Here is a 22,462-nt window from a genome sequence, read left to right as displayed (position 1 = left end):
TCCGTGATTCCTGCGCTGCTGCAGCGCCTTTGCGACAACGCCGCGATCTTTCCGCCCGGTCTGATGCCACTCGATCAGGCTGTGCCCGCGCACGCTGAGCACGAACGAGCCCCATACTCCGACATGGTGGGCGCGTTCATCGTCAGTGCTGACGTGGTTCCGGAGCTGCCAGCGCTGCTCGCTGACCGCACAGTCACGCTTCCGCTCGCGGTCACCGCGCCGAAAGGCCCGCACCAGTTGTCTGCGGTCCTGAAGCAGGTACCGGAACTTCCGGTTGATGTGAAGACAATCGAGGTTGCTGTTCCGGGGGCGGCTGACGAGTTTTTCGCGGACCTCGCTTCCGTGCTAACAGCGACGGACCACGATGTCTTCGTTGAGGTGCCGCGTGACGACCGGCGTCAGCCAATACTCGAGATGCTCGCGCGGACGCCCTACAAGGCGAAGTTCCGCACCGGCGGTGTCAGAGCTGACATGCATCCAGACGAAGCGGAACTCGCGCTGGCAATTACGGCGGTCGTGGGAGCTGGCCTGCCGTTCAAGGCCACCGCTGGCCTGCATCACGCTGTTCGTAATACCGCGCCAGCCACCGGCTTCGAGCAGCACGGTTTCCTCAACGTCATGCTGGCGGTTGACGCTGCGCTGCGGGGCAAGACGGTCAGCGAAGTGGCGTCAGAACTCGCACTGCGTGACGAACACGCCATCGCTGCGCGCATCACCGAACTCGATGACACCCGCGTGCAAGCGATCCGCGCAACATTCGCTGGCTTCGGAACATGCAGCATCGCAGAACCACTCGCCGATCTGATCGCACTTGGACTTGTACCCGCTCGCCTTCTGCGCCAAGAAAGCCAGGAAACCCGCGTATGACCCGCATCGACATTCCCGCTGATTCCCTGTTCGGGGTCGAGAACCTGCCGTACGGTGTGTTCGCGACCAGGGATAACACCCTCCCGCGCGTCGGCGTGCGCGTTGCTGACTACGTCGTCGACCTGGCTGCTGGTCTCGGTGACGACGTATTCGCACAGCCGTCGCTGAACCCCTTCATGGCGCAAGGCGCAACGTCATGGGACAAGACGCGCGCCCGAATCAGAGAGCTCGTGACGGGAGACCTCGCCGAGGGCACTGTGTTCGCAATCGGCGATGTGACCATGCATCTGCCCATCGAGGTGGCTGACTACGTCGATTTTTATGCCTCCGAACACCACGCGTCCAACCTCGGACGGCTTTTCCGGCCTGAATCGGATCCCTTGCTGCCGAATTGGAAACACCTGCCCGTGGGCTATCACGGGCGATCGTCGACCGTCGTGGTGTCTGGCACTGACATTATTCGGCCCAACGGCCAGCGCAAAGGCCCGAACGACCCGGCCCCGGTGTTCGGCCCCACGGTCCGTCTCGATGTCGAAGCGGAACTTGGCTTCATCGTCGGAGTCGGCTCACGCATGGGGGAGGCGATCGCCCCGGACGAGTTCGCCCAGCACTGCTTCGGCGCAGTGATCCTCAACGACTGGTCAGCTCGCGACATCCAGGCGTGGGAGTACGTGCCGCTCGGCCCGAACTTGGGTAAGAGCTTCGCTACGTCGATCTCGGCGTGGGTTGTGCCGCTAGCGGCACTCGAGGATGCGCGCGTGCCCACTCCGGTCCAGGACCCTGAACCGCTGCCGTACTTGCGCGGCGAAGAGGCGTGGGGTCTGGACATCCAACTCGAGATCGAATGGAACGGTCAGGCCGTGTCGCACCCACCATACGCGCCGATGTACTGGTCACCGGCGCAAATGCTCGCGCACACGACCGTCAATGGGGCCGCCACGCGCACCGGTGACTTGTTCGGTTCCGGCACTATCTCGGGCCCTGAGCGCGACCAGTGCGGGGCTTTCATCGAGTTGACGTGCGGTGGAAAAGAACCTGTCACCGTCAACGGTGAAAAACGCACGTTTCTCGAAGACGGCGACGAGATCATCATTACTGCGACTGCACCAGGGCCCGGGGGCGCGCGCATCGGATTCGGCGAAGTCGCGGGCCGGGTCGTGCCAGCAAGAAAAGGCTAGGCACGGGTATCGCGTATCCCCGCAACGGGTATCCGATCTCCAAGTACCGTGACAGCATGTCGCGGTAGTGCGACGCGCACACGATCGGCTCAGGAGGCATCATGCCCGATAGCGACCGCTGGATTCCGCCGAAGCGCCTCGTCGGCGCGGTGAACAAGGCACGAACTGCACTGCAGCACATCACGCAGCGGATGGTGCCCGCACCCGTCACCCTGCTGGAAATGGCAACCGGCGGCTGGGTCGCGCAAGCATTGTATGTGGCAGCGAAGTATGAGCTGGCTGAAGCTGTAGCGGAGGAGCCGCGGACAGCGAAGCAGGTTGCGCGGCTAGTCGGGACGAACCCGGATGCGACGTATCGGCTCATGCGGGCGCTGGCCACGTACGGAGTCTTCTCCGAGGACAAAGAGGGACGTTTCAGCATCGGGCCAACGGGAGATCCCTTACGTAAGGACTCCCCAGACACTGTTTGCGGTCTCATTCTGATGTTCGGCCATCCCGTGCACTGGGAACACTGGAGCAATCTCGGGTACTCCGTAGAAACGGGAAAGCCTGCTCTCGAGAAGCTTCGCGGCATGCCGCTGTTCGAATTCACGGAGAAGAACCCCGAGTTCGGTGCCATCTTCAACGACGCCATGACATCCACATCCAAAATGGCCACACTGCCGGTGCTCGCGGGCTACGACTTCACACAATTCGATCGCATAGTGGACATCGGTGGGGGGCACGGCCAGCTGCTCGCCGGAATCCTGCAGCGCGCACCGAAAAGCCGCGGGGTCCTTTTCGACCTCGAAGCCGTCGTAGCGGGCGCGGACCAGGTACTTGGTGACGCTGGCGTCGCCGACCGCTGCACCGTGGTGGCAGGCTCATTTTTCGAGTCCGTACCCGAAAACGGTGACGCCTACGTCCTGAAGAACATCGTGCACGACTGGGACGACGAAACCGCAGCGCGCATACTGCGCAACGTATGCAACGCCATGCACCGGGACAGCAAGGTTCTGCTCGTGGAGACTGTTGTGCCCGAGGGAAACTCGCCGCACTTCAGTAAATGGCTGGACCTGGAGATGCTTGTGCAAGCAACCGGACGGGAACGCACCGAGCGGGAATACGACGAGCTGTTCAGCGAAGCCGGGCTCGCACTTACCCGCGTAGTCGCGACGGTGGGCCCCGCGTCAATCGTTGAAGCAGTGCGGGGCTAAACCAGCTACTCCGGAACTTTTACCGCCAACACCGGAACAGGCGCTTCGAGCAGTACTCGCTGTCCGACGTTGCCAAGCGTCGCTTTGCCGACGGGGCTGCGGCGCCTAACACCGAGTACGAGCTTAGTGACATCTGGCGCCTTGCCGACCTCCTCAAGTATCACGGTCGCGTGGTCGCGATCAGCGGGGTCGTTGCGCGTTATCGTGCGGGTCGAAACGCCCGGACCGACCGACGACACATCAACACTTCTGCTAGTCAAATTCAGGACAATGAGCGGGGCTTGCGATTCCCGCGCCTCACGAATCGCCGTCGACAGCGCGTACACGCCCTCGTCGGTATCAGTAACTACAACCATTATCGCCATCTCGAACCTGCCTTGTCGCGGATTCAGGAGCAGGACTAACGATACCCAAGCGTCCTGGCGGGCATGTGACTGGGAACATATCTGGGCCTGTCCGGTGGGGTGGTTCGCCGCCATTCGTGCCATGGGCCCGTCGAATTACCTTCTTCGCTATGGACTAGCTGGTGGGTACGGTGGAGGAGTGTCCCTACTAGCTCAGCCGCACGGCGAGCTCGCGCCGGTCAGCCCCGATTGTGAGCTGTACATCGGGGGGTTCTGGGGCCAGCCCGTTAACACGGTCACGAGTCTGGCGCTGGTGTTCGCGGGTGTCTTCATCCTTATGCGCTGGGCGTCACGGCAGGAGCGGGGACACTTCACCTACGGGGTGCTCGCCGTCGCCACGGGCGTCGGTTCCTTCATCGAACATGGGCCTTCACCCTGGTGGGGCGGGATTGCGCATGACGCGCCGCTCATCGCGCTACTGGCATTCGTCGCGGTGGATGCCGCGTCAGACCTGCGGCGCCGCGAACTCTCGTGGGCGTGGTGGGTGCTGCCGTCGCTCGTCGTGCTAGTGGTGAGTGAGGTCAGCGAACCTGCGCGGATTGCCGCGCAAACGGCTATCAGCGCGGTGGCCATCGGCTTGTCACTGTGGCGCAGTGTAAAGCGGCCTGCAGCACGGCGAACCATACTCATCGCGGCCCTCGTGCTGGGTGCGGGAGCGCTTATTGGCACACTGTCGCGGACTGGAATGCCGCTGTGTAATCCGGAGTCGTGGTTCCAGGGCCATGGCGTGTGGCACGTGCTAGCGGCAATAGCGATATGGCGGCTCACGAGGGTGATCGGGACACGGCCTGCCCAGCGCCCGAGCGTCACGCCAGCGAGACGGACGTGAGTGCCGCCGCGACGACAAGGCTTGTATTGATTCCATTGTGCACCAGAATCGCTGGCCACAGACTGCCCGTGTGCACCCGGATCCAGCCGAGAACGGCACCCGTAACAGCTGTGTACAGGATCGCGCGAGGTTCGACAGTAAGCGTAAAGGAGGGATCCATCTGAATGCCGTGCGCCAGCCCGAACAGGACGGTGGTAATCGCTACCGCCCACACGGGACCGGGACCCCAACGGTTGTCGCGTTGCGGCAGCGCCGCCACAATGAGTCCGAACAGGACGCCCCGGAACAGCAATTCTTCATCGAGCCCCGGCACGATTGCCTGGAAGAGGAACGTTTCGGTCGTCACTGGGATATGCGCGACTGGGCCTGCAACAAGTTGGACGCCCAGCGCGCCGAGCGTGATTGATAGGACAGGAAACCACCAGTGCGGCGCCGGTCGCGTAAAGCCAGCACGGTCCCACAACTGGGGCCACAGGCTCACGAGCAGCAACAACAGGGCGAAGAGGAGGAGTTTGTTCTGCCAGTTCCACATGAGGTGCGCGAACACTCCAATGCGCGGCAGGTGCAGAACAATAATGCTCACGAGGTAGATGAGGCCAGCCACGCCCAGCAAGCGGACGCCACCCGGATCCAGCGTGCGCTGCCCGCGTGCCCGCGCGGTGAGCCACATCGCCGGTGCGAAGATCAGCGCAGCGAGAAGAACATGCAGGACGCCGGTAGCTGTCGCAGCTGCCAGCGTGCTCGCCATCTGTCACCTGCCTGCGAATCGTGCGAGAATCGTCAAGATCGAAAAGAAATGTCCCAAGAGTACGCTGTGCACAGCCGCTGAGGCGGGAGGTCGGCGATGGCCAGGCTGCTTTACTCCGCGACAATGTCGCTCGACGGATACATCGCTGGGCCGGACGGAGACATGTCGTGGCTGGCGCCGTACCTTGGGCCGAACCCGATTATCGACAATCTGATTAACGATGTCGGGGCGCTTCTCGTTGGGCGGCGCACCTTCGGCGGCGATGATCCGTACAAAGGCACCAAGGGCGAGGGCGAGGCTTTCGGCGGCGGATGGAGCGGATCGCAGTTCGTGGTCACACACCGGCCGCCGCCGAGTTCCCCACCAGGCACGGTGTTCATGAACGACCTGGCTGAGGCGATTGCGGCGTCCCGGCGCGCCGCGGGTGAGAAGTACGTGAATGTGCTGGGTGCGTCGATCGCGCGTCAATGTTTGCAGTGCGGAGAACTTGACGAGGTGCTGGTGTGCATCGCGCCCGTACTCCTTGGCGACGGGGTCCGGTTGCTCGACCTCACCGGTGGTACGAACGTGCGGCTCGAGCGGACCGATGTGTCCCTCGCGGCGCACGCGACGAACGTATGGTTCCGCATCGTCCGTAATTGAGCAAAACCGGATACATCGCCCTCGGCTCAGGAGGAAGATACTTCCTGACACCTTCTGATGAATTGAGGCGCCATGAGGTCCATCCGCCGCGCAGCCATCACCCTGTCAGCTCTCGCGCTCGTCGTCAGTGGATGCGCAGCGCAGGACACCGATGAACCGGAGGCACCGGAAACCATCGCAACCGCAGATCCCGCCACCCCAACGGAAACGGAAGCACCGGACGAAACCGTCGAGCTGCCCGACGATATTGGCGCCGCATTGACCCCCGTCATCGAATCCACGATGGACGACATGCTGACGCCCGGGGCTGTCGTGCTCGTCCGCGGGCCCGGCACCGAATGGATCGAGGCGTTCGGCACGAGAGTAGCTGGCGAAGATGACCCGGTGACGGTGGACGATCATTTCCGGATCGGCTCGAACACGAAAACCATGACCGGAACAGTGGTGCTCCAGCTCGTCGACGAAGGGGAGATTGGTCTGGATGATCCCGTCTCGGATTACCGGGACGATGTGCCGAACGGCGAAAACATCACCATTCGCCAGATCCTCGACATGCGCAGCGGGCTTTACAGCTACAGCGAACTCGAGTCCTTCAATCAGACGCTAGATGACGATCCTGCCCGGGTCTGGGACCCGGAGGAACTCCTCGCCCTGGGACTCGCTGAAGACCCCTATTTCCCACCAGGAGAGGGCTACCACTACTCCAATACGAATACCGTGCTCGCTGGTCTTATCGTCGAGCAAATAACGGAGCAGCCACTCGAGGAAGTACTCGAGGAACGAATCTTCAGCGAACTCGATCTCGCGGATACGCGGTTCCCTGCGATAACCGACGTGTCCATCCCGGACCCACATCCGCGCGGCTACCTTTTCGGCACTAACGTGTCGACGCTTGAATCCCCAAGGCTCACTGACGACGAGATCGCTGCGGCTCAGGCGGGGGAGTTGCTGCCTAACGACGTCACCGACATGAACCCGTCGTGGGGCTGGGCAGCTGGCGCGGGCATCTCGACCGCCCAGGACCTCGCAGACTACGTGGAGGCGCTCGTTGGAAGTGACACCTTTCTGACGCCTGGGCTGCAGTCGGAGCGGCTCGCCAGTATAGAGCCAGTCGACCCGGACAATCCGGCCAGCCCGGGCTACGGACTGGCTCTGGCGCAGTTCAGCCACATGCTCGGACACGATGGCTCGCTGCCGGGATTCCAGTCGTTCATGGGCTACGACCCCGATAACCAGATCACCCTCATCGTCCTGTGCAATCTGCAGGATGGGCCCGAAGGGCAGGGCGGCACCGCCAACGAGCTCGCGAGGGCCATCATGGGTGAGCTCTACCCCGCCCGCTAGGCGCTCGGCCCGCCAATCCATCTGCGGAGGTCAACAGAAACGGGCCCAAATCGGACGTTTTCGTTGACCTTCATAGATGGATTGCATAGGCGGGAGGCCGCAGCGATGATATTCCGGCTCGCTGCGGGTCAGTACGGGTGAACTGATCCAATCCTGTACGGAGGCGACACATGGGAACCCCAAAACTCGACAGCATGCTCCTTGCCAGCAGCGATCCGGAGCGTCTGCGCGACTTCTATTCGAAAGCATTCGGCGTGTCCGCGGAGGTGTCCGCCGGACGGCGGGTATCAAGTACTCGACTTCGGCGGCTTCTACGTACTGATCGACTCCCGCGACGACGTCGGCACGAAGAACCCGGAGCCGGGACGCATGATTATCAACTTCGATGTGGATGACGCACGCGCTGTGGCAGACCAGTTGACGGCGGCGGGTGCCGAATGGCTCTCCGAACTAGAGGATCGCGACGGCAGCTTCTTTGCCACCGCGATCGACCCGGACGGCAACTATGTGCAAATTATCCAGTTGAGTGAGGCCGCCAGAGCCGAGATGAGCGGCTGATGTGCCCGATTTTCGGCTAATCTTGGCGACGTGCGGGCAGCATCAGCGGATTACTCAGCATCATCCCAGCGACGCAGTCAGGGCCGGAAACTAACATTCGCCGCTGCGCTGCTGCTCACGCTGGCGATCCTCCTTTCCCTGTTCAGCTACTTCAACCTGTGGAACATGATCGGGCCGCGGAGTTTCCCGGAAGTGGAAACCGCGCAGCTCGATGAACGGCAGACGGCGGTAATTGATGTGCTGCGCGCCGAATTCGATGCCAATCCGCCGGGGGAGAAGTATTCGGAAGGCAGTGACGAAGCGTGGTGTGCGAACTTCGTGAGCTGGGTGATGCGTGAGGCCGGGATGCCATTCACAAACCCGAACTCTGGGTCGTGGCGCATCCCGGGCGTGTACACGCTGGAAGAATACTTCCGCGCTGAAGGGCGCTTCCGGGCCAGCGATTCCGGGTACGCCCCGAAGCCCGGCGACGTGGTGCTGTACTCGAACCGCAGCAAGTTCACGCAGCACACCGCGATCGTCGTCCGCAATGACGACGGCAAGCTCACGACGGTGGGCGGCAACGAGTTCTTCTATGGAACGGTCGCGGCGCGGAACGTGAACACCGCCCACTCCGGAATTGTCGGCTACGGCGTTCTGTAGGGCCTGGGTTACCCACGAGCCTTCCGGGCTTCGAGGATGAGCGGGATTTGCAGCGGCAAACGTGCCACCACGCCAGCCTTGCCAGCAGCAGGGATCTGGTCGTTGCGCAACCAGTCGACCGCCATCTGGACATTTGCGGGAAACACTGCGATAAAGAGCAGCATCGCCAGGGTGGCGCCGAGTCGGCGGGTCGCCGGGTTAACGAGTGACACGCCGATCGCAAGCTCGGCAGCCCCTGAGGCGTACGTGTAGGTCCGGACATCGCCCGGCAGGTACCTCGGCACGATCGCGTCAAAGAACCGGGGAACCACAAAATGAAGGCTGCCCGCGACGATGAGTAGACCAGCGAGCCGCAGAGCGGCCGCGCGGCTGCGGTGAGGGTGCGTCATGGCATCCACAATGCCACGCGCTGATTCGCTCCTGTGAGTGCACTTCCGCAAGGTACGTTGGTGTCACAAACCGGACATGCGGGAGGTGCTGTGTTCGACCAAGTGCTCGACCTGCCGTTGCACCCGCTGATCGTGCATGCGGCCGTCTTCCTGATACCCCTTGCCGGTCTGCTTGGCGTGCTCTTCGTTATCCCTAAAACTCGGGCGTGGGCGCGGCTGCCGATGCTGATCGTCGCGCTTGCCGGAGCGGCCGTCGCGCACGTGTCGCGCGAAAGTGGGCAGGCCCTGCTGGTCGCCATCAGCGCGACTGCGTCCCCGGAGGAAATGGCCGCCGCAGTTGCGCATGAGGAACACGGTGACCGGCTGTTTTACTACTCGCTCGCGTACGCGGTTGTCGCGGTGCTCGCGTACCTCCTGTCGATACCTGGGAGGTCAGTGTTCCGGGGGATACTTGCGATCGTTGTGTCGGTGGTGCTCGTTGCGGGCGCGGGTGCGCTCATGTGGCAGACGGTGATCGCCGGGCACAGTGGCGCGGTGGCGGTGTGGAATCCGGACGGCAGCATCGACTACAGCCGCCCCTAGCCGCCCGGGTAATGCTTATGGTTACATAAATTTGCCGATAGCGGTCCGTCCCATAAAGTGCATTCCCATGCCGAATCTGCAGCGCCGGACTCGAGAGACCAGCGCAGTCGACCGCACCACCGTGGTGCTTGGGCTAGCGCTGGGAATCGCGGGCATCGCATTCGTCGGCATCGAGTATCGATCTGTGCTCGCCCAATGGTCCGGTAATCCGCTGTGGTGGCTCGTACCCGCGGTGCTCGTCGTACCCGGAATGTACTGCGGCATGATCGCTGCGGCGCTGTGGCGATCAGCGCGCGGTGTACGGACCATCTGCGCGGTGTACCCACTGTGCTTCGTTCCCGTTGCGCTCACCATTCCACTGGCCTTCCCGTACCGCGACCTCCCGCCCATGCATAACCCGTGGCCACTGCTGGTGGGTTCGGGGACGATCATCGCGGCGTCGTTCGTCCTCCCCATGCGTTCCGTCCTCGTGCTCGCACTGTTTTATTCGGGGATCCATTCCGTTGCGACGTACTGGGCCCAGTTCGACATGACCTACGCCTGGGCGCTGCGCGAAGGGGTCTCGATCGCGATGATCGGCGTCATCTTCGCGGCTGTCGTGCGCAGCGTCCAGAACAATGCACGCAACATCGATGAGGCGATGCGCGCCCTGCGGGAAGCGGCACTCAAACGCGCGCGAACAGCTGCGATCTGGCAAGAACGGGAACGTGTCGACGCGCTCGTCCACGACACCGTGGTATCGACGTTCGTTTCCGCCTGCAGTCGCGCACCGCTCGAGTCGGTCCGCGAATCAGCCAGGCATAGCCGCGACACGCTCGACAGGCTCGCTGACGTCGACGATGTGGACCGCTCGGTTGACGCTCGGGAGTTCTCCGCACGACTGCGGCAGGTTGTCACCGATATCAGTGACGACATCACTGCTGACTTTCACATTCCAGCGCCGATGGTGAAGTACCCGATCGACGTAGCGCGCATGTTTCAGGAAGTCATCGCGGAAGCGGCGCGCAACAGCCTCCGGCACGCAGGCCCCGGCGCCCAGTGCGCGCTGCAGGCAGAGTTGCTGCCGGAACGCGTCGAAGTGCGGCTTTCCGATGCGGGGACGGGCTTCGACCCCGACTCGGTACCACCGCTGCGGCTGGGCATCAACACCGGGATGAGGGGCCGAGTCGCGCACGTGGCGGGGGCGTCAATCGCGATCGACAGCGAGATCGGCCGCGGCACCACCGTGACGGTGAGGTGGCAGCATGCCTGACAGACTCGCACCGCCGCCACCCGCTGATACGACCACCCTTGCGGGGCTGCGGACAGGAGGTGCAATCGCGATCGCAGCGGCGTGGACTTTGACCGAAGCGCTGCGCGCCGCAGTCACAGGTGCAGCGATTCGGCAGCCAGGCTGGTGGGCGCTGTCCTTCGCGCTCATTGTCATTGCTTCGGGACTGCTCTTGCGGGCAAAGTCTGATCCCGTTCCGCTGCGTGCGTCATGGCTGATAGCGCTGCTGCCGACGCTCGCTGCGCTCGCGAACGTCATGATGCTCGGTGACCCTGGGGGATTCGGCTTGTACGCGGCCTGGACCTGGCCGACCGGAACTATCATCATGTGCTTCCTCGTCCTGCGGGGCAGGCCGATACTGGCGTGGCTCGGTGAATTCCTTCTCTGCCTGGTCATGTTGTGGTGGTGGTACCGCGCACCTGCTGAAACACTTGTCACCGAGGCGTGGCGCGAAGGCTGGTGGAACATCAGCTTCCTTGGCACCTGCACGGTGCTCGGGCTTGCGATGCGGTATCAAGTCAACGTCATCAACGAACTCCGCGAAACCACAGCGTCAGTGGGCGTCGATCAAGCCCTCGCGGAAGCTCGCACGGCTGAACGCGATCGGCAACTCGTGTATCTCAATGCGACGGCGCGGCCGCTGCTCGACAAAATCATCGAAGCCGAAACGCTCAGCGACGCTGATATCACCGAAATCGCGCTCGCCGAAGCGCAACTGCGTGATCGAATCCGCGCCCGCGGTCTCGCCTCTGAAAGTCTGCTCGAGGCCGCTCGTGAAGCGCGCGCCCGGGGCGCGACGGTCGTGCTGCTTGACGATGGCGGGCTAGATGGGCTCAGTGACGCGGAACGTGACGCGGCGAAAACGCGTATCGCGAACGCTCTGCATGCGGAACTCGACCACGCGACAGCCGACACCACGGTCACGGCAAGGATTCTGCCGCCGGGGCGCCCGGCACTGGCGACGGTGCTGAGACTGTCGGCGAGCGGGGTGCGGCGTCATGAGATCCCGGCCGACAGCCGTCGGTCTGCCCGTATGCCAGAGACGTCAGCCCCGGACCGCCACCCCTAGTACCCTGATCGAGCACCGTGTACAGACACACCATTTTGTGCAGCAATTTGTACTGATTGCACATGGACGTCGACCCGCTATCTATGGGGGAGCCCCGTAACTGCCACCCCGGTGAAACGCGTACAACGCAGAGGCATACAGTCAGATGATCAAGGTTGATTCTCGAGGAGTAGCAATGAGGCGGAGAATCGCGGTAATTGCCGCATCAGCAGCGATGATGGCCGGTGCAGGAGTCGTTGCGGCGCCCGCAGCTTCAGCACACACCGGGATCGGATTTCACGTTTACAACACGCAGCAAGAATGCGTGCAGGGCCTGATCGATCATGTCCGCGCAGGGCAGTGGCGCGTGAACTGTATCGGGTTCCTCAACACGCCATACATCTTGTTCCACTACTGATGCGCTGAGTTCGTCCGGTGCGGCCTTGCTGTTGCACCGGGGTGCAGATCTGTGCGTTTTGGGTGCCGATAGAATATTGCGGTGTCCGAACCAAAACTCGAAATTCAGATGCTGCACGACAGGGTGATGGTTCGGGGGCTGCCCGAATCCGGCGAGCGGCGCAGCGGTGGGGGCATCCTCATCCCCGCGACAGCTCAAGTTGCAAAGCGCCTGACGTGGGGCGAAGTGTGCGGAGTGGGCACGCATGTCCGATCCGTCAATGTCGGTGACAAGGTGCTCTTCAGCGCGGATGACCAATTTGAGGTCGAGATCCAGACGCAGGCGTATTACGTGATCAGGGAACGCGATCTGCATGCCGTCGCGAGTGAACGCACCGACCACGGCACTGGCCTCTACCTGTAGCGGCACGGTGGCTAACCGCGGATCCGCTAGGCGCGTCCCGCCCGTCGGCGTACACACGATCGACACCGGAACATGCGAACTTGTCCAGGATGGCGATCGCTGGACCGTGCTGATTAATGGTGTGCCCAGTTCGAGCATCAATCTTGCGAATCCCCATCAGCTCGATTTCGGCTACATGCGCTGGATCGCAGCACTCGCCGAGACACGCTGGAGCACACCCGAGCCGCTGAAGATGCTGCATCTCGGCGCGGGGGCGTGTACGCTGCCGCGCTATCTTGCTGCGACGTTCCCGGCCTCGCGCCACGTGGCAGTCGAGGTTGACGCACGGCTCGCGACGCTGGTGCGCGAGTGGTTTGATCTGCCGAAAGCGCCACTACTGCGTATCCGGGCAGGGGAGGCGCGGCAAGTTGCCGAGGAGTTGCATCCCGCGAGCCGGGATCTGGTTGTGCGGGACGTGTTCGCTGGCGATGCGACCCCCTACGCGCTGACAACTGTAGAGTTTGCCGCCCACGTCAAGCGAATACTCAAGCCGGGTGGAGTGTTCGCCGTGAACTCGGGCAGCCTCGATGACCCCCGAGGCTGGCGGGACGAGATCGCAACATTAGGCGGCTCATTCGCGACGCTTGCGGTTGTCGGTGAAGCCGCGGTTCTGCGCGGTCGGCGTCAGGGGAACGTCGTGGTCGCGGTCAGTGACAGTCCGCTGCCATCGCAGGAGTTCGCACGGCGGATCCACAAGTCACCCGTGCCGATGACCGTGCTGTTCGGGGATGAGGCGCGCGCGCTGGGCTCGTTCGCGCGACACGACCGTCCGTAGCGCCTACCGTCGAACCATGCTGCTTTCTACGGTGGTTGCTGCGTCTCACGCGGTCGCCGCAACGCGCTCTCGCCGGTCGAAGATTGGTGTGCTCAGCGAACTGCTCAGTGCGGCGGAGCCGGGTGAGGTGGAAATAGTGGTTGCCTGGCTTGCGGGGGAGCTCACTGCTGGCCGGATTGGCGTTGGGTGGCGCGCACTCGCGGATGCTCGCACCGAGCCAGCTGCAACGCCGACGCTGACTATCTCCGGTGTGGATCAGGCTCTTGCCGGTGTGGCGGCGGAAGCAGGCAGCGGTTCTGTGGCTCGCCGTCGCGAACTGCTTACGGAGCTGTTCAGTGCCGCAACCGTAGCGGAGCAAGAGTTTTTGGTGCAGTTGATCTCCGGCGAGCTGCGCCAAGGCGCGCTGGAAGGCGTCATGACGGAAGCGATAGCTGCCGCAGCCGACGTTCCGCACGACGCGGTCCGCAGAGCCTTCATGTTGTCGGGACGGCTGCCCGTTACCGCCGCCGCAGCGCTGCGCGACGGGCAATCGGGTCTCGAAGCGATGCGTCTCGAAGTTGGCCGGCCGGTGCGTCCGATGCTGGCATCGCCGGCGAAATCACTGGAAGGCGCACTGCGCGACCTCGGCCAGCACATTGTGGTCGAATACAAATTCGACGGCGCACGGATCCAGGTGCACCGCGACGGCCGGGACGTGCGGATCTTCACGCGGAGCTTGCGTGACGTCACTTCGGGCGTGCCCGAACTAGTCTCGCTAGTGCGCGAGTTACCATGCCGCAGCGTGGTTCTCGATGGTGAAACACTCGCGCTGAACGACGATGGCCGACCACGGCCATTCCAGGAGACCATGAGCAGATTCGGCGCCGACGCCAGCGAACTCCTGCTGCAGCCGTTCTTTTTTGATTGCCTGCATGTCGACGGTGCCGATCTGCTCGACCTTTCACTTGAGGAACGCCTCGGTGCGCTGGAACACGTCGCGCCGCAACACCGCATCCCCGGTGTTACCAGGCCTGAGGCCGGGGAAGCCCACGCGCTGCTTGAGTCCTCGCTCGGTGCTGGACATGAAGGCGTCATGGTGAAGGCACTGGACTCGCCGTACGCTGCTGGACGGCGCGGCAGCGCGTGGATGAAAGTGAAGCCAGTGCATACGCTGGACCTGATTGTGCTTGGCGCGGAATGGGGCTACGGACGGCGCACAGGGTACTTGTCGAACCTGCATCTGGGAGCGCGGGACCCCAACGGTGGTGCGCCGATCATGCTGGGGAAGACATTCAAAGGGCTCACCGACGCGCTGCTGCAATGGCAGACAAGTGAGTTCCCGCGTCACGAGCGGGCCCGGGATGAACGCGCTGTGTACCTGCGTCCGGAAATTGTTGTCGAAATCGCCTTCGACGGTGTACAAGTCAGCAGAGTCTACCCAGGCGGTGTAACCCTGCGTTTCGCGCGTGTGCTGCGATACCGGCCCGACAAAACCGCAGCCGAAGCGGACACCATCGACGCCGTGCGGGCACTTTTGCCAGCCGGTGCGGCGTAACCGATGAATTCCGGCTGCAAGTCCGGTCAGCTCCACAAGTACAGCGCGGCAAAGCTGACGGCCCGGGCTGGCCCCACACTGATGCTGTTCCGGATGTTTAGCACTCTGCTAAACCATGTGCGGCGAACCTTGTTTGCTCGCAGCCCGAAGGAACTGGGTGTGACTGCTCGCGCAGTCGGCGCAAATGGGCGCGTGGTCAGCTGAAGTTACGTCGCGATCGGTCTCATGAGCGATGTAACTCAGTCCGCACGTGCCGCATTCAACTCGAACTTCCCACGGGTCCTTCACCTCGTCACGGGGATCGTGGGGCCGCGCGATAGCGGCCGAAGGCTGTCCGGACCGAGTGCGGAGGGCGGCGTAAACTCCACCCGCCAGCAGGAAGGTGACAATCGAGCTCCAGGTGGCTGCCCAGGGCACGCCGGATTCGATCATGGCTATACCGGTGACAGCGGAACCACCCCACGCGGCGAGTCCAGGCGACCAGAGCGCACGTACCCGGCCGGGCCGGAATTCGACCGACTCCGGGGCGATGCCCTGGCGCCGGTCCAAGGCAATGTGAACCAGCGTGATGGCCACCCAGCCGGTTACGAGGGCGCCCTGCCACGCCAGCGCGACGAGCAAATACTCAAGAACGGGCGTCAGCATCAGCGCATAAATAATGGCGCCCGCAATCGTGGTCCACAGCCAGCGGGGAAGGTGCAGATGCAGGGCCCGTGCGGAGAAGGCTTCGAGGTTGCTCGAAGCGAGATAGTAGTTCGCGGTGTTGATCCGGGTCTGCGAAACCCACACGAGGATCACACCAAAAAGGCCCATCAGGCCGACGATTCCCACTGCGACGCCGCCCTCAGTGCTGTCACTGCCTGTCGCGTGGACCAGATAGATCCCGATCACGCCGTTAGCACCGAATGCGAGCAAGTAGTAGACCCAGCCGAAGGTGACAATGGCGTGGTAGCGGGCATCTTCAGGTCTTGCCAGCCGGGCGAAGTCCATTGTGTACATCATGAGGACGAACACGCCCATGTAGGCGCTGAAGCAGGCCAGCCAGGCGGGTCCCCCCGCGCTGATTGCCACTTCACCAGCGTGAGAGTTCGAGAACAAACCCTCGGGGATACCGTTCGCTGCCGTGGCCCACACGACCGCGGCGATCAAGCCAGTCCAGTAGATGGGCAACAGAACCCCATTGAGTTTGTCGAGCCAGCGGCGCACGCCCCCAATGACGAGTGGCACTGAGTACAGTACGACGACGAGATACCAGAGCGAGAGGTTGCCGCCGAAGTACGCGTGCAGCGCGACACCGATGATGCTGCCCTCGAAGACGGCGTAGTAGATCGCGGTGGCTGCGAAAACCAGTGTTGCGAGGGTGGCGCCCGCGCGCCCGAGCACAGCGCGGGAAAACAGCGCCACCGTCAGCCCTGTCCGCGCCGCGAAGCGTGAGATCACCGCGTTGATGCTGCCGTACACCGCTACGGCTAAACCTAAGCCGATGAGCGCGTTAACAGTGCCGTACGCGGACGCGAGGCTCGCCGCGATGTAGAGAAAAAACATCGCGCTGACCAGTGAATACCACGCCATGGTCAGCGATGCTCGGTGCATGCGCCAGGTAGGTGGGGCGACGTGCAGTGAGTAGTCCTCTGTCGCGGCTGCGGCGAGTACGCGGGGGTCGTCGGTGGTGCTGGTGCGCAGTGTCTGAAGCTGCTGTGAAGTTTTCATAGGTCTCCGCCCATGGGGAATGAGGATCTGGTGAAGGCAGGTTTCACCGGCGTGTCTGGCTGTCGAGCAGCCAGACACGCTGGTTGGTTAGGGGGTCAGGCGGGCTGTGCCCAGTAGGCAGCGGCCCGTTTGGTAAGCAGTTCGCGGTACTGGCGGGTGGTGCTTTCGAAAAGCTGCCCGGTTCCCCAGTCGACGATGACGCCGTAGCGGCGGACCAGATCGAACATGTCGAGTTCGCCGTCGCGGTACCTGCGGGCGATGTCATGTGGGTCCGCATGCAACCAGGTGCTGCGCTCACCCGCGATCGTGGCCCGCAGGTCGGCAGTGGCAGCCAGATCGACTTCGTAAACGTCGAGTTCAGGATCCACGGCGACGATGACAACGCCATAGTCTTGTGCGGCGCGGGCGAGTGAGACGTAGCCATCGATCACGTCCTCAGCGACGGCCTGCGGGTCGCGCTTGAGCGGATCCCCATGCCCGCCACCACCTGCGGACGGCCGAGTAAACGAGTCACCCGGTTCGATGCCTACGTTGGAAAATGTCGCGCCGAGGAAGCGCTCGTCCGGTGTGCCTTTGTTGAGCCACACGCCATGGGGGATCGATGGCAGTCCGCCGTTGATGCCCCAGGTGACGGAGCGGGCGCGGTCGCAGCAGTACGACATCACCGTGCTCTCACAATCGGTCAGGATGCCACCTTTCTCGAGCCCACAGCCTCCGCGGAACTCCCCGGGACCACCCGAGTCGGTGACGATGGCGTGCCCGCTGGTGAGGACAGGCGAGAGTCGTTCCTGCCCCTCGACCGGCTGGACCGCGAGGCCGGGGCCGAAAACTGGTGCGGTAGCACCAGATCCGTCTTTGCTGGCCCGCCCGCCCCAGCCGCCGGCCATCCAGTCGTACCACATGAAGTACGGCCGCTCCTTGGTCCGGCCGTCCTTGCCGCCCACGAGGAGGTACTCAAGGTTGAACGCGCATGCCATCGCCCGTTCCGGAATGACCTGCGACCAGATCTCGAAGAGCGCGTTCATGAGCTTCTCGTATGGGCCAGAACAGAATCCGGTAACCGCAGTGGGCCACGAAGCGTTGACGACTGTGCCTTCAGGGCCGATATCGGCGTGGACCACGCGATAGAGGCCAGAGTTCAGCGGCACGTCAGGGAAGAAGGTCTTCGTGCCTGCATACAGCGCCGAATGCGTTGTGCCGTAACCAGAGTTGAGGAAAGTTGCGACAGCGGGCGCACTGCCGGTGAGGTCGTAGTGGATGCCGTCATCGTCGATCCGCATCTTCACCGAGATGGGGATGAGGCCCTCGGGCTTGCTGGGATCGGAATCGAGGTAGTCGACGGTGTGCCACTCACCCTGCGGGAGTTCGGTGAGCTTGTGCCGCACCATGCGCTCGACGTAGTCCTGTGCGCCGCCCATTGCTGCGACGACCGTATCTTTGCCGTACCGGTCGACGAGCCGCAGTATTTCACGCTCGCACACCGCGGTGGCTTCGGCTTGCGCGTTGAGGTCACCCATGCAGCTGTACGGGGAGCGCGTGTTCGAGACGAGCAGCTGCGCGACGTCGCGTAATTGCTTGCCGCGGTGCCAGAGCCGGACGGGAGTGATCCGGAGCCCCTCGCTGAAGTGCTCCTTCGCGTTGACGTCGAACGAGCCGGGCACGTTGCCGCCGACATCGGCCCAGTGGCCTTTGTTTTGCGCGAATCCAATAATCTCGTTGCCCACGAAGATCGGGCGAATGAAGCTGACGTCGTTGAAATGCGTTCCGCCGCGGTAGGGATCGTTGATGGCGAAGACGTCCCCCGGATTGATGTCGTTGCCGAATTCCTCGATTACTGCCTTGCACTGGAAGTGCAGCGTGCCGACGTGCACGGCGATGTCAGCGCTGCCCTGCATCACCGTGTTGCCTTCGGCGTCGCAGAGCGCGGATGAGAAGTCGCGGGCGTAGATGACGAACGAGTAGCAGGTGCGCATAATCTGCTCGCTCATCAAGTCGACGGCGGTGACGAAGGCGTTCTTAAGCACTTCGAACGTCACCGGGTCAAGCCCTGCGGGCGTCAGCGGCGTGGTCTTTTCGGGAAGTGTTGTCGTCATGATCAGGCCTCCGTCGTGAAATCGGCGGTCAGGTGAATGCGGATGTTGAGCCACTCGTCGATTTCCGCACGCGCCTCCGGCGGTACGACGGTTGTTGAGTCCAACTGGTCGATGACGGCCGGACCAGAAAGCTGGGTGCCCGCAGGCAGCGATGTCCGGTCGTAGATAGGGGTGTCGAGCCATTTGTGCCCGTCGAAGTAGACCTCGCGTGTTTCGCGTGGCGCGGGCGCGGGTGTCGCGGTCGCGTCGTGCGGCACGAATGTTGGCTTCGGCGTCACACCAATCGCGGTGAGCCCCAGCTGGTAGATCTGGACGGGCACTTCGTCACGCCGGAACGAATATTCGCGTTCGTGCTGTTCATGGAAGCGTTCGATCGCTTCCGCCAAACCGTCTGGGCCGCTTCCGCAGTTGACGGTGAGCGATCGCCATTGGCCCAGGTAGCGCATGGAAACGGTGCGCTGCAGCAGCGCGTCCTCGCCCTCCACGCCCTCATGCTGGAGCCGCGTTGTGGCCTCAGCTTCCAGCCCAGCGAATGCACTGTCGAACTCGTCGGGATCGGCTTCGTCGGCGACGGCGTCGAACATCGCGGACAGGTCGTGACGGATGTCAACGAGCAGACAGCCGAGCGCAGAGGTGACGCCCGGGTTTGCTGGCACGATCACTGTCGGGATGTTGAGTTCGCGGGCGACTTCCGCGCCGTGCAGGGCACCGGCACCGCCGAACGCGATCAGGGCGAACTCCCGCGGGTCGTAGCCGCGGCGGATCGAGATGAGACGTACCGCATCTGCCATGTTCGCGTTCGCGACCTGCAGAACTGCACTTGCGGCGTCATCAAGATCGAGGCTGAGGGGTTGTGCGACATACTCGAGCAGTGCCTTCTCAGCAAGTTCAGGTGCGAGCGTTTTGGCGCCGCCAGCTAGAGACGTTCCGAGACGGTTGAGGACGAGGTTGGCGTCCGAGTTCGTGGGGAGCGTACCGCCAGTGCCGTAACAGGCCGGCCCCGGATCAGCGCCCGCTGATTGCGGCCCGTTGCGGAGCGAACCTGCGTTGTCGATGTGCGCGATCGAGCCGCCACCGGCGCCGATCGTCAGGACCTCGATGGACGGGAAGATGATCGGGTATCCGTACTCGACCGACCATTCTTTGGTGACGCGCAATTCACCGCCGTGGACCATGGCGATATCGGTGCTGGTACCGCCCATGTCGAGGCCGATGGCGTTCGGGAAGCCGCACTGTGCAGCGACGTGACGAGCGGCTATCGCGCCCGCCGCGATTCCCGACGCAGCGAGTCGAACGGGATACCGCTCGACCATGCGGGGTGTCATCGATCCGCCACCGGAATGCAGCAGAAGGAGGTCCCCGCGGTAGCCGCCCGCCTGGAGTTCGTCGGCGAGGCGGTTGACGTACCCGCTGACCTTCGGTGCGAGGACGGCGTTCGCGACGGTGGTGTTGAAGCGGTCGTGCTCGAAGATCTCGGGGAGGATCTCAGCGCTGGTGGAGATCGCGACGCCGGGCAGTTCTTCCTCGAGGATCTCGCGCATCCGAATCTCGTGCGCGGGATTGACGTACGAGTTGATGAAGCACACGGCGACGGTTTGGGCGCCGCGCTTACGCAGTAGCGCTGCGACTCGGTGTGCTTCCACCTCGTCGAGAGGCGTGACGACATGACCTGCGTAGTCCATTCGTTCAGTGACTTCGAACCGGTCCCGGCGGCGGATATATGGTGGCGCAACGTCGTTGTATGCATCCCACAGATCATCCTTCGTCCCGTCGCGGATCTCGATGACGTCGCGGAATCCGGTTGTCGTTACCATCGCGGCAGGGCCGAAGTTGCGCGTGATGAGCGCATTGGTGGCGACGGTCGTGCCATGCGAGAACAGAGAGACGTCGGAGAGGTTCACACCGCTGCGCTGGACGCCGCGCAGGACTGCGCGCATCGGATCGTCTGGCGTGGACGGGACCTTTGTGACCCGGATATCTCTAGCGTCTTCGTCGAATACGCAGACATCTGTGAATGTGCCGCCGACGTCGACGGCTACTCGGTGCTTCGGCATGTGAGGGCCTCCTCAGGCTGCTCGGATGGGGCGAGGGGCACCGCGCCGGCTGCGGTATGCGGACGATAGTTGCATGGTGGCGTGTTCTATGTCACTGTCAGATTTACAGTCGAAGCCAATTAGTCTTGTTCAATTGAACAAATCGATTTGCTTGTCCGAAAAAGTGAGGTCGATGAGCGAGCGCACAACGCCACTGACACTGCGCCAGCTCATCGACGAGCCGAGTCTGCGACTCGGTGTGGTTCAGTCCGGCGGCGGATCAGAAGTGATCAGGTCGGCGCATTCCATCGAGATTGAAGATGCAGCACGCTGGCTGAGCCCGGGCTCACTGATGCTGACGACCGGACTGCGGTTCGCTGACAAGCCACATGACACACGGCCGCAGGAACGACTCATTACCGAACTCCAGGATGCCGGTGTCGTCGCCCTGCTTTTCGGGATCGGTGTGCACTTCGCGGAGGTCCCGCAGGGACTCCGGGACGCGGCACGGGCCCGGCAGTTCCCGCTGCTCACGGTCGCCGCGGATACTCCATTCGCAACTATCGAGGATTTCGTTAACCGTGGCGTCCTGGCTGCGGAGACGTACCTGCTCAAACGGACGGTCTGGCTGCAGAACGATCTTCTGCAGTCGCTGTCCGCAGCCGACCCAGTGAGTTCACTGGTGGCGCGCCTCGGTGCGCTGTGCCGGGGTACGGCGGTGCTCTACGAAGGTTCAGGACGGATCGCCGCGTCAACTGGGCATGGGCCGCTCCTCCTGATGTGGGAAGAGATTGCTGCCCGAGACACCTCTCCGCAGCGCTTCTCGGTGGGGCAATGGGCGGTGACAACACGACCGCTCTTCCTGCGCGGAACGTCGTTCTGGCTCGCGATCGCATCGCGGAGCAGCACCGTGATCGGCGACTTGGGGCCGGATCTTCTCGAAACCGCGGAACGCATTCTTGCGGCAGCGAACGCGGTGCGGTCGCTGGTCATGAGTCAGGAACGAGCGGAGGCGGTCCGAGTCATTTCGGCACTGCGCCAGGGGATTACCACCTCGCAGATCAGGCAGACTTGGGATCGCCTGCGCCCGTTTCGTTTTCGTGTGGGCACCGGGTTGCGGGTGGTCGTGGCGAGCCCGCTGCCGGGTCGGAGCGATCCAGTTGACACAGCTCAGCTGCTTGAGGATGCGCAGCTCGAGAATCTTCCGATCGTCATGTCGGATACGGAGGACGCTGAAAACCCCACGATCGGAGTCACCGCTGTCGTCGCCGAGGGCGCAGTCGCAACGGCCTGGCTCGAGGAGCTGGGGCGCACACATCTCGTGGGCGTCAGTGGACCGTTCAGCGACCTTACTGTCGCACCCCAATACTTCAATGAGGCTGACACTGCGTGGAAACTGGTGCAGCGAAGGCGGGAACGTAGCGCCGACACGACGATTGTCCGTCTCGACGAAGTCGACTTCGCGGCGTGGCTGCTGATCCGCCGCGACGATGCGCAGGTGGCTGCACGGCTCGATCGCACGTTCGGCGCGCTGCTGTCCGCACCTGATCTGGTCGAGACAATCGTGACGTATCTGGCGAACGACCAGGACGTCAAGCGCACGGCAGAGCTGCTCTTCATACACCCGAATACGGTGCGCTACCGTCTCCGCAACGTGGAACATCTCGTCGGTGGCTCGATAACATCCGCACAGGTTGTCGCGAACCTCTATCTCGTTTTCCAGGACGACATTCTGGCCCACATCGGCCGTTAGGATCGTAG

At 63.1% G+C, this 22,462-nt stretch carries 22 protein-coding genes; 16 read left to right on the top strand and 6 right to left on the bottom strand.

The features are described from left to right. The first annotated feature begins 3 nt into the window (after positions 1-3). The 3 genes from ONR57_RS13350 to ONR57_RS13340 all read left to right on the top strand — a co-directional run bounded on the left by ONR57_RS13350 (position 4) and on the right by ONR57_RS13340 (position 3,241). Complete coding sequence (locus tag ONR57_RS13350) at positions 4-867, top strand: hypothetical protein (RefSeq protein WP_265124128.1); 864 nt, start codon at positions 4-6, stop codon at positions 865-867. Continuing rightward, positions 864-2,045, top strand: coding sequence for a fumarylacetoacetase (gene fahA, locus ONR57_RS13345; RefSeq protein ID WP_265123999.1), 1,182 nt, complete (start codon positions 864-866; stop codon positions 2,043-2,045). Before ONR57_RS13350 ends, fahA begins: the two co-directional genes overlap by 4 nt. Positions 2,046-2,146: 101 nt before the next feature. Next, positions 2,147-3,241 carry an acetylserotonin O-methyltransferase gene (locus ONR57_RS13340; protein WP_265123998.1) on the top strand — a complete coding sequence of 365 codons (1,095 nt, stop codon included), beginning with the start codon at positions 2,147-2,149 and terminating at the stop codon, positions 3,239-3,241. A 5-nt stretch (positions 3,242-3,246) separates the two neighbouring features. Here the strand turns inward: ONR57_RS13340 and ONR57_RS13335 are convergent, their stop codons facing one another. Further along, complete coding sequence (locus tag ONR57_RS13335; RefSeq protein ID WP_265123997.1) at positions 3,247-3,597, bottom strand: universal stress protein; 351 nt, start codon at positions 3,595-3,597, stop codon at positions 3,247-3,249. 187 nt (positions 3,598-3,784) lie between these two features. Between ONR57_RS13335 and ONR57_RS13330 the strand changes: the two genes are divergently transcribed. Continuing rightward, positions 3,785-4,474 carry a hypothetical protein gene (locus ONR57_RS13330; RefSeq protein WP_265123996.1) on the top strand — a complete coding sequence of 230 codons (690 nt, stop codon included), beginning with the start codon at positions 3,785-3,787 and terminating at the stop codon, positions 4,472-4,474. Here the strand turns inward: ONR57_RS13330 and ONR57_RS13325 are convergent. Continuing rightward, entirely contained in the window at positions 4,452-5,222 is a 771-nt protein-coding gene (locus tag ONR57_RS13325; protein ID WP_265123995.1) for a CPBP family intramembrane glutamic endopeptidase, read from the bottom strand. The genes ONR57_RS13330 and ONR57_RS13325 overlap by 23 nt on opposite strands. A gap of 96 nt (positions 5,223-5,318) precedes the next feature. Between ONR57_RS13325 and ONR57_RS13320 the strand changes: the two genes are divergently transcribed. From ONR57_RS13320 to ONR57_RS13305, 4 genes are all read left to right on the top strand, one after another. Further along, positions 5,319-5,864, top strand: coding sequence for a dihydrofolate reductase family protein (locus ONR57_RS13320; RefSeq protein WP_265123994.1), 546 nt, complete (start codon positions 5,319-5,321; stop codon positions 5,862-5,864). A gap of 72 nt (positions 5,865-5,936) precedes the next feature. Further along, positions 5,937-7,208, top strand: coding sequence for a serine hydrolase (locus ONR57_RS13315; RefSeq protein WP_265123993.1), 1,272 nt, complete (start codon positions 5,937-5,939; stop codon positions 7,206-7,208). Positions 7,209-7,409: 201 nt separating this feature from the next. Then, positions 7,410-7,766: a glyoxalase/bleomycin resistance/extradiol dioxygenase family protein gene (locus ONR57_RS13310; RefSeq protein WP_265123992.1), complete on the top strand. Its 357-nt coding sequence runs from the start codon at positions 7,410-7,412 to the stop codon at positions 7,764-7,766. A gap of 30 nt (positions 7,767-7,796) precedes the next feature. Beyond that, positions 7,797-8,408, top strand: coding sequence for a CHAP domain-containing protein (locus tag ONR57_RS13305; protein WP_265123991.1), 612 nt, complete (start codon positions 7,797-7,799; stop codon positions 8,406-8,408). Positions 8,409-8,416: 8 nt separating this feature from the next. On the opposite strand, the gene ONR57_RS13300 is transcribed toward ONR57_RS13305, so the two are convergent. After that, positions 8,417-8,797 carry a MauE/DoxX family redox-associated membrane protein gene (locus ONR57_RS13300; protein WP_265123990.1) on the bottom strand — a complete coding sequence of 127 codons (381 nt, stop codon included), beginning with the start codon at positions 8,795-8,797 and terminating at the stop codon, positions 8,417-8,419. Between the two features lie 60 nt (positions 8,798-8,857). Here ONR57_RS13300 and ONR57_RS13295 point away from each other — a divergent pair, with 60 nt between their 5' ends. From ONR57_RS13295 to ONR57_RS13265, 7 genes are all read left to right on the top strand, one after another. Beyond that, complete coding sequence (locus ONR57_RS13295; protein ID WP_265123989.1) at positions 8,858-9,379, top strand: DUF2231 domain-containing protein; 522 nt, start codon at positions 8,858-8,860, stop codon at positions 9,377-9,379. A gap of 67 nt (positions 9,380-9,446) precedes the next feature. After that, entirely contained in the window at positions 9,447-10,631 is a 1,185-nt protein-coding gene (locus ONR57_RS13290) for a sensor histidine kinase (protein WP_265123988.1), read from the top strand. Further along, positions 10,624-11,718 carry a hypothetical protein gene (locus ONR57_RS13285; RefSeq protein WP_265123987.1) on the top strand — a complete coding sequence of 365 codons (1,095 nt, stop codon included), beginning with the start codon at positions 10,624-10,626 and terminating at the stop codon, positions 11,716-11,718. Before ONR57_RS13290 ends, ONR57_RS13285 begins: the two co-directional genes overlap by 8 nt. Positions 11,719-11,893: 175 nt before the next feature. Continuing rightward, positions 11,894-12,115, top strand: coding sequence for a hypothetical protein (locus ONR57_RS13280; protein ID WP_265123986.1), 222 nt, complete (start codon positions 11,894-11,896; stop codon positions 12,113-12,115). An 81-nt stretch (positions 12,116-12,196) separates the two neighbouring features. Beyond that, the gene (locus ONR57_RS13275) at positions 12,197-12,517 is read left to right on the top strand and encodes a co-chaperone GroES (RefSeq protein WP_265123985.1); all 321 of its coding nucleotides are present in this window, start codon (positions 12,197-12,199) and stop codon (positions 12,515-12,517) included. Between the two features lie 7 nt (positions 12,518-12,524). After that, the gene (locus tag ONR57_RS13270) at positions 12,525-13,331 is read left to right on the top strand and encodes a spermidine synthase (protein WP_265123984.1); all 807 of its coding nucleotides are present in this window, start codon (positions 12,525-12,527) and stop codon (positions 13,329-13,331) included. A gap of 16 nt (positions 13,332-13,347) precedes the next feature. Continuing rightward, the gene (locus tag ONR57_RS13265) at positions 13,348-14,865 is read left to right on the top strand and encodes an ATP-dependent DNA ligase (protein WP_265123983.1); all 1,518 of its coding nucleotides are present in this window, start codon (positions 13,348-13,350) and stop codon (positions 14,863-14,865) included. Positions 14,866-14,973: 108 nt separating this feature from the next. Here the strand turns inward: ONR57_RS13265 and ONR57_RS13260 are convergent, their stop codons facing one another. The 3 genes from ONR57_RS13260 to ONR57_RS13250 form a co-directional block, all read right to left on the bottom strand. Beyond that, on the bottom strand, positions 14,974-16,575 hold the full coding sequence (locus ONR57_RS13260; protein WP_265123982.1) for a cytosine permease: 1,602 nt from the start codon (positions 16,573-16,575) through the stop codon (positions 14,974-14,976). A gap of 95 nt (positions 16,576-16,670) precedes the next feature. Continuing rightward, positions 16,671-18,668: a hydantoinase B/oxoprolinase family protein gene (locus tag ONR57_RS13255; protein WP_265123981.1), complete on the bottom strand. Its 1,998-nt coding sequence runs from the start codon at positions 18,666-18,668 to the stop codon at positions 16,671-16,673. Between the two features lie 2 nt (positions 18,669-18,670). Continuing rightward, positions 18,671-20,722 carry a hydantoinase/oxoprolinase family protein gene (locus tag ONR57_RS13250; RefSeq protein ID WP_265123980.1) on the bottom strand — a complete coding sequence of 684 codons (2,052 nt, stop codon included), beginning with the start codon at positions 20,720-20,722 and terminating at the stop codon, positions 18,671-18,673. 172 nt (positions 20,723-20,894) lie between these two features. Here ONR57_RS13250 and ONR57_RS13245 point away from each other — a divergent pair, with 172 nt between their 5' ends. Further along, positions 20,895-22,454 carry a PucR family transcriptional regulator gene (locus ONR57_RS13245; RefSeq protein ID WP_265123979.1) on the top strand — a complete coding sequence of 520 codons (1,560 nt, stop codon included), beginning with the start codon at positions 20,895-20,897 and terminating at the stop codon, positions 22,452-22,454. Positions 22,455-22,462 lie beyond the last annotated feature (8 nt).

This window comes from Hoyosella sp. YIM 151337 (genome assembly GCF_026041215.1).
GTDB lineage: Bacteria > Actinomycetota > Actinomycetes > Mycobacteriales > Mycobacteriaceae > Hoyosella.
The sequence above is the reverse complement of the archived record's forward strand: the minus strand, read 5'-3'. Positions and strand labels throughout refer to the sequence as shown.

Coding starts and splice junctions, on each gene's coding strand:
- fahA (WP_265123999.1), top strand. CDS start 864: ATGACCCGCATCGACATTCCCGCTGATTCCCTGTTCGGGGTCGAGAAC.
- ONR57_RS13340 (WP_265123998.1), top strand. CDS start 2,147: ATGCCCGATAGCGACCGCTGGATTCCGCCGAAGCGCCTCGTCGGCGCG.
- ONR57_RS13335 (WP_265123997.1), bottom strand. CDS start 3,597: ATGGTTGTAGTTACTGATACCGACGAGGGCGTGTACGCGCTGTCGACG.
- ONR57_RS13325 (WP_265123995.1), bottom strand. CDS start 5,222: ATGGCGAGCACGCTGGCAGCTGCGACAGCTACCGGCGTCCTGCATGTT.
- ONR57_RS13320 (WP_265123994.1), top strand. CDS start 5,319: ATGGCCAGGCTGCTTTACTCCGCGACAATGTCGCTCGACGGATACATC.
- ONR57_RS13315 (WP_265123993.1), top strand. CDS start 5,937: ATGAGGTCCATCCGCCGCGCAGCCATCACCCTGTCAGCTCTCGCGCTC.
- ONR57_RS13300 (WP_265123990.1), bottom strand. CDS start 8,797: ATGACGCACCCTCACCGCAGCCGCGCGGCCGCTCTGCGGCTCGCTGGT.
- ONR57_RS13290 (WP_265123988.1), top strand. CDS start 9,447: ATGCCGAATCTGCAGCGCCGGACTCGAGAGACCAGCGCAGTCGACCGC.
- ONR57_RS13285 (WP_265123987.1), top strand. CDS start 10,624: ATGCCTGACAGACTCGCACCGCCGCCACCCGCTGATACGACCACCCTT.
- ONR57_RS13280 (WP_265123986.1), top strand. CDS start 11,894: ATGAGGCGGAGAATCGCGGTAATTGCCGCATCAGCAGCGATGATGGCC.
- ONR57_RS13265 (WP_265123983.1), top strand. CDS start 13,348: ATGCTGCTTTCTACGGTGGTTGCTGCGTCTCACGCGGTCGCCGCAACG.
- ONR57_RS13260 (WP_265123982.1), bottom strand. CDS start 16,575: ATGAAAACTTCACAGCAGCTTCAGACACTGCGCACCAGCACCACCGAC.
- ONR57_RS13255 (WP_265123981.1), bottom strand. CDS start 18,668: ATGACGACAACACTTCCCGAAAAGACCACGCCGCTGACGCCCGCAGGG.
- ONR57_RS13250 (WP_265123980.1), bottom strand. CDS start 20,722: ATGCCGAAGCACCGAGTAGCCGTCGACGTCGGCGGCACATTCACAGAT.
- ONR57_RS13245 (WP_265123979.1), top strand. CDS start 20,895: ATGAGCGAGCGCACAACGCCACTGACACTGCGCCAGCTCATCGACGAG.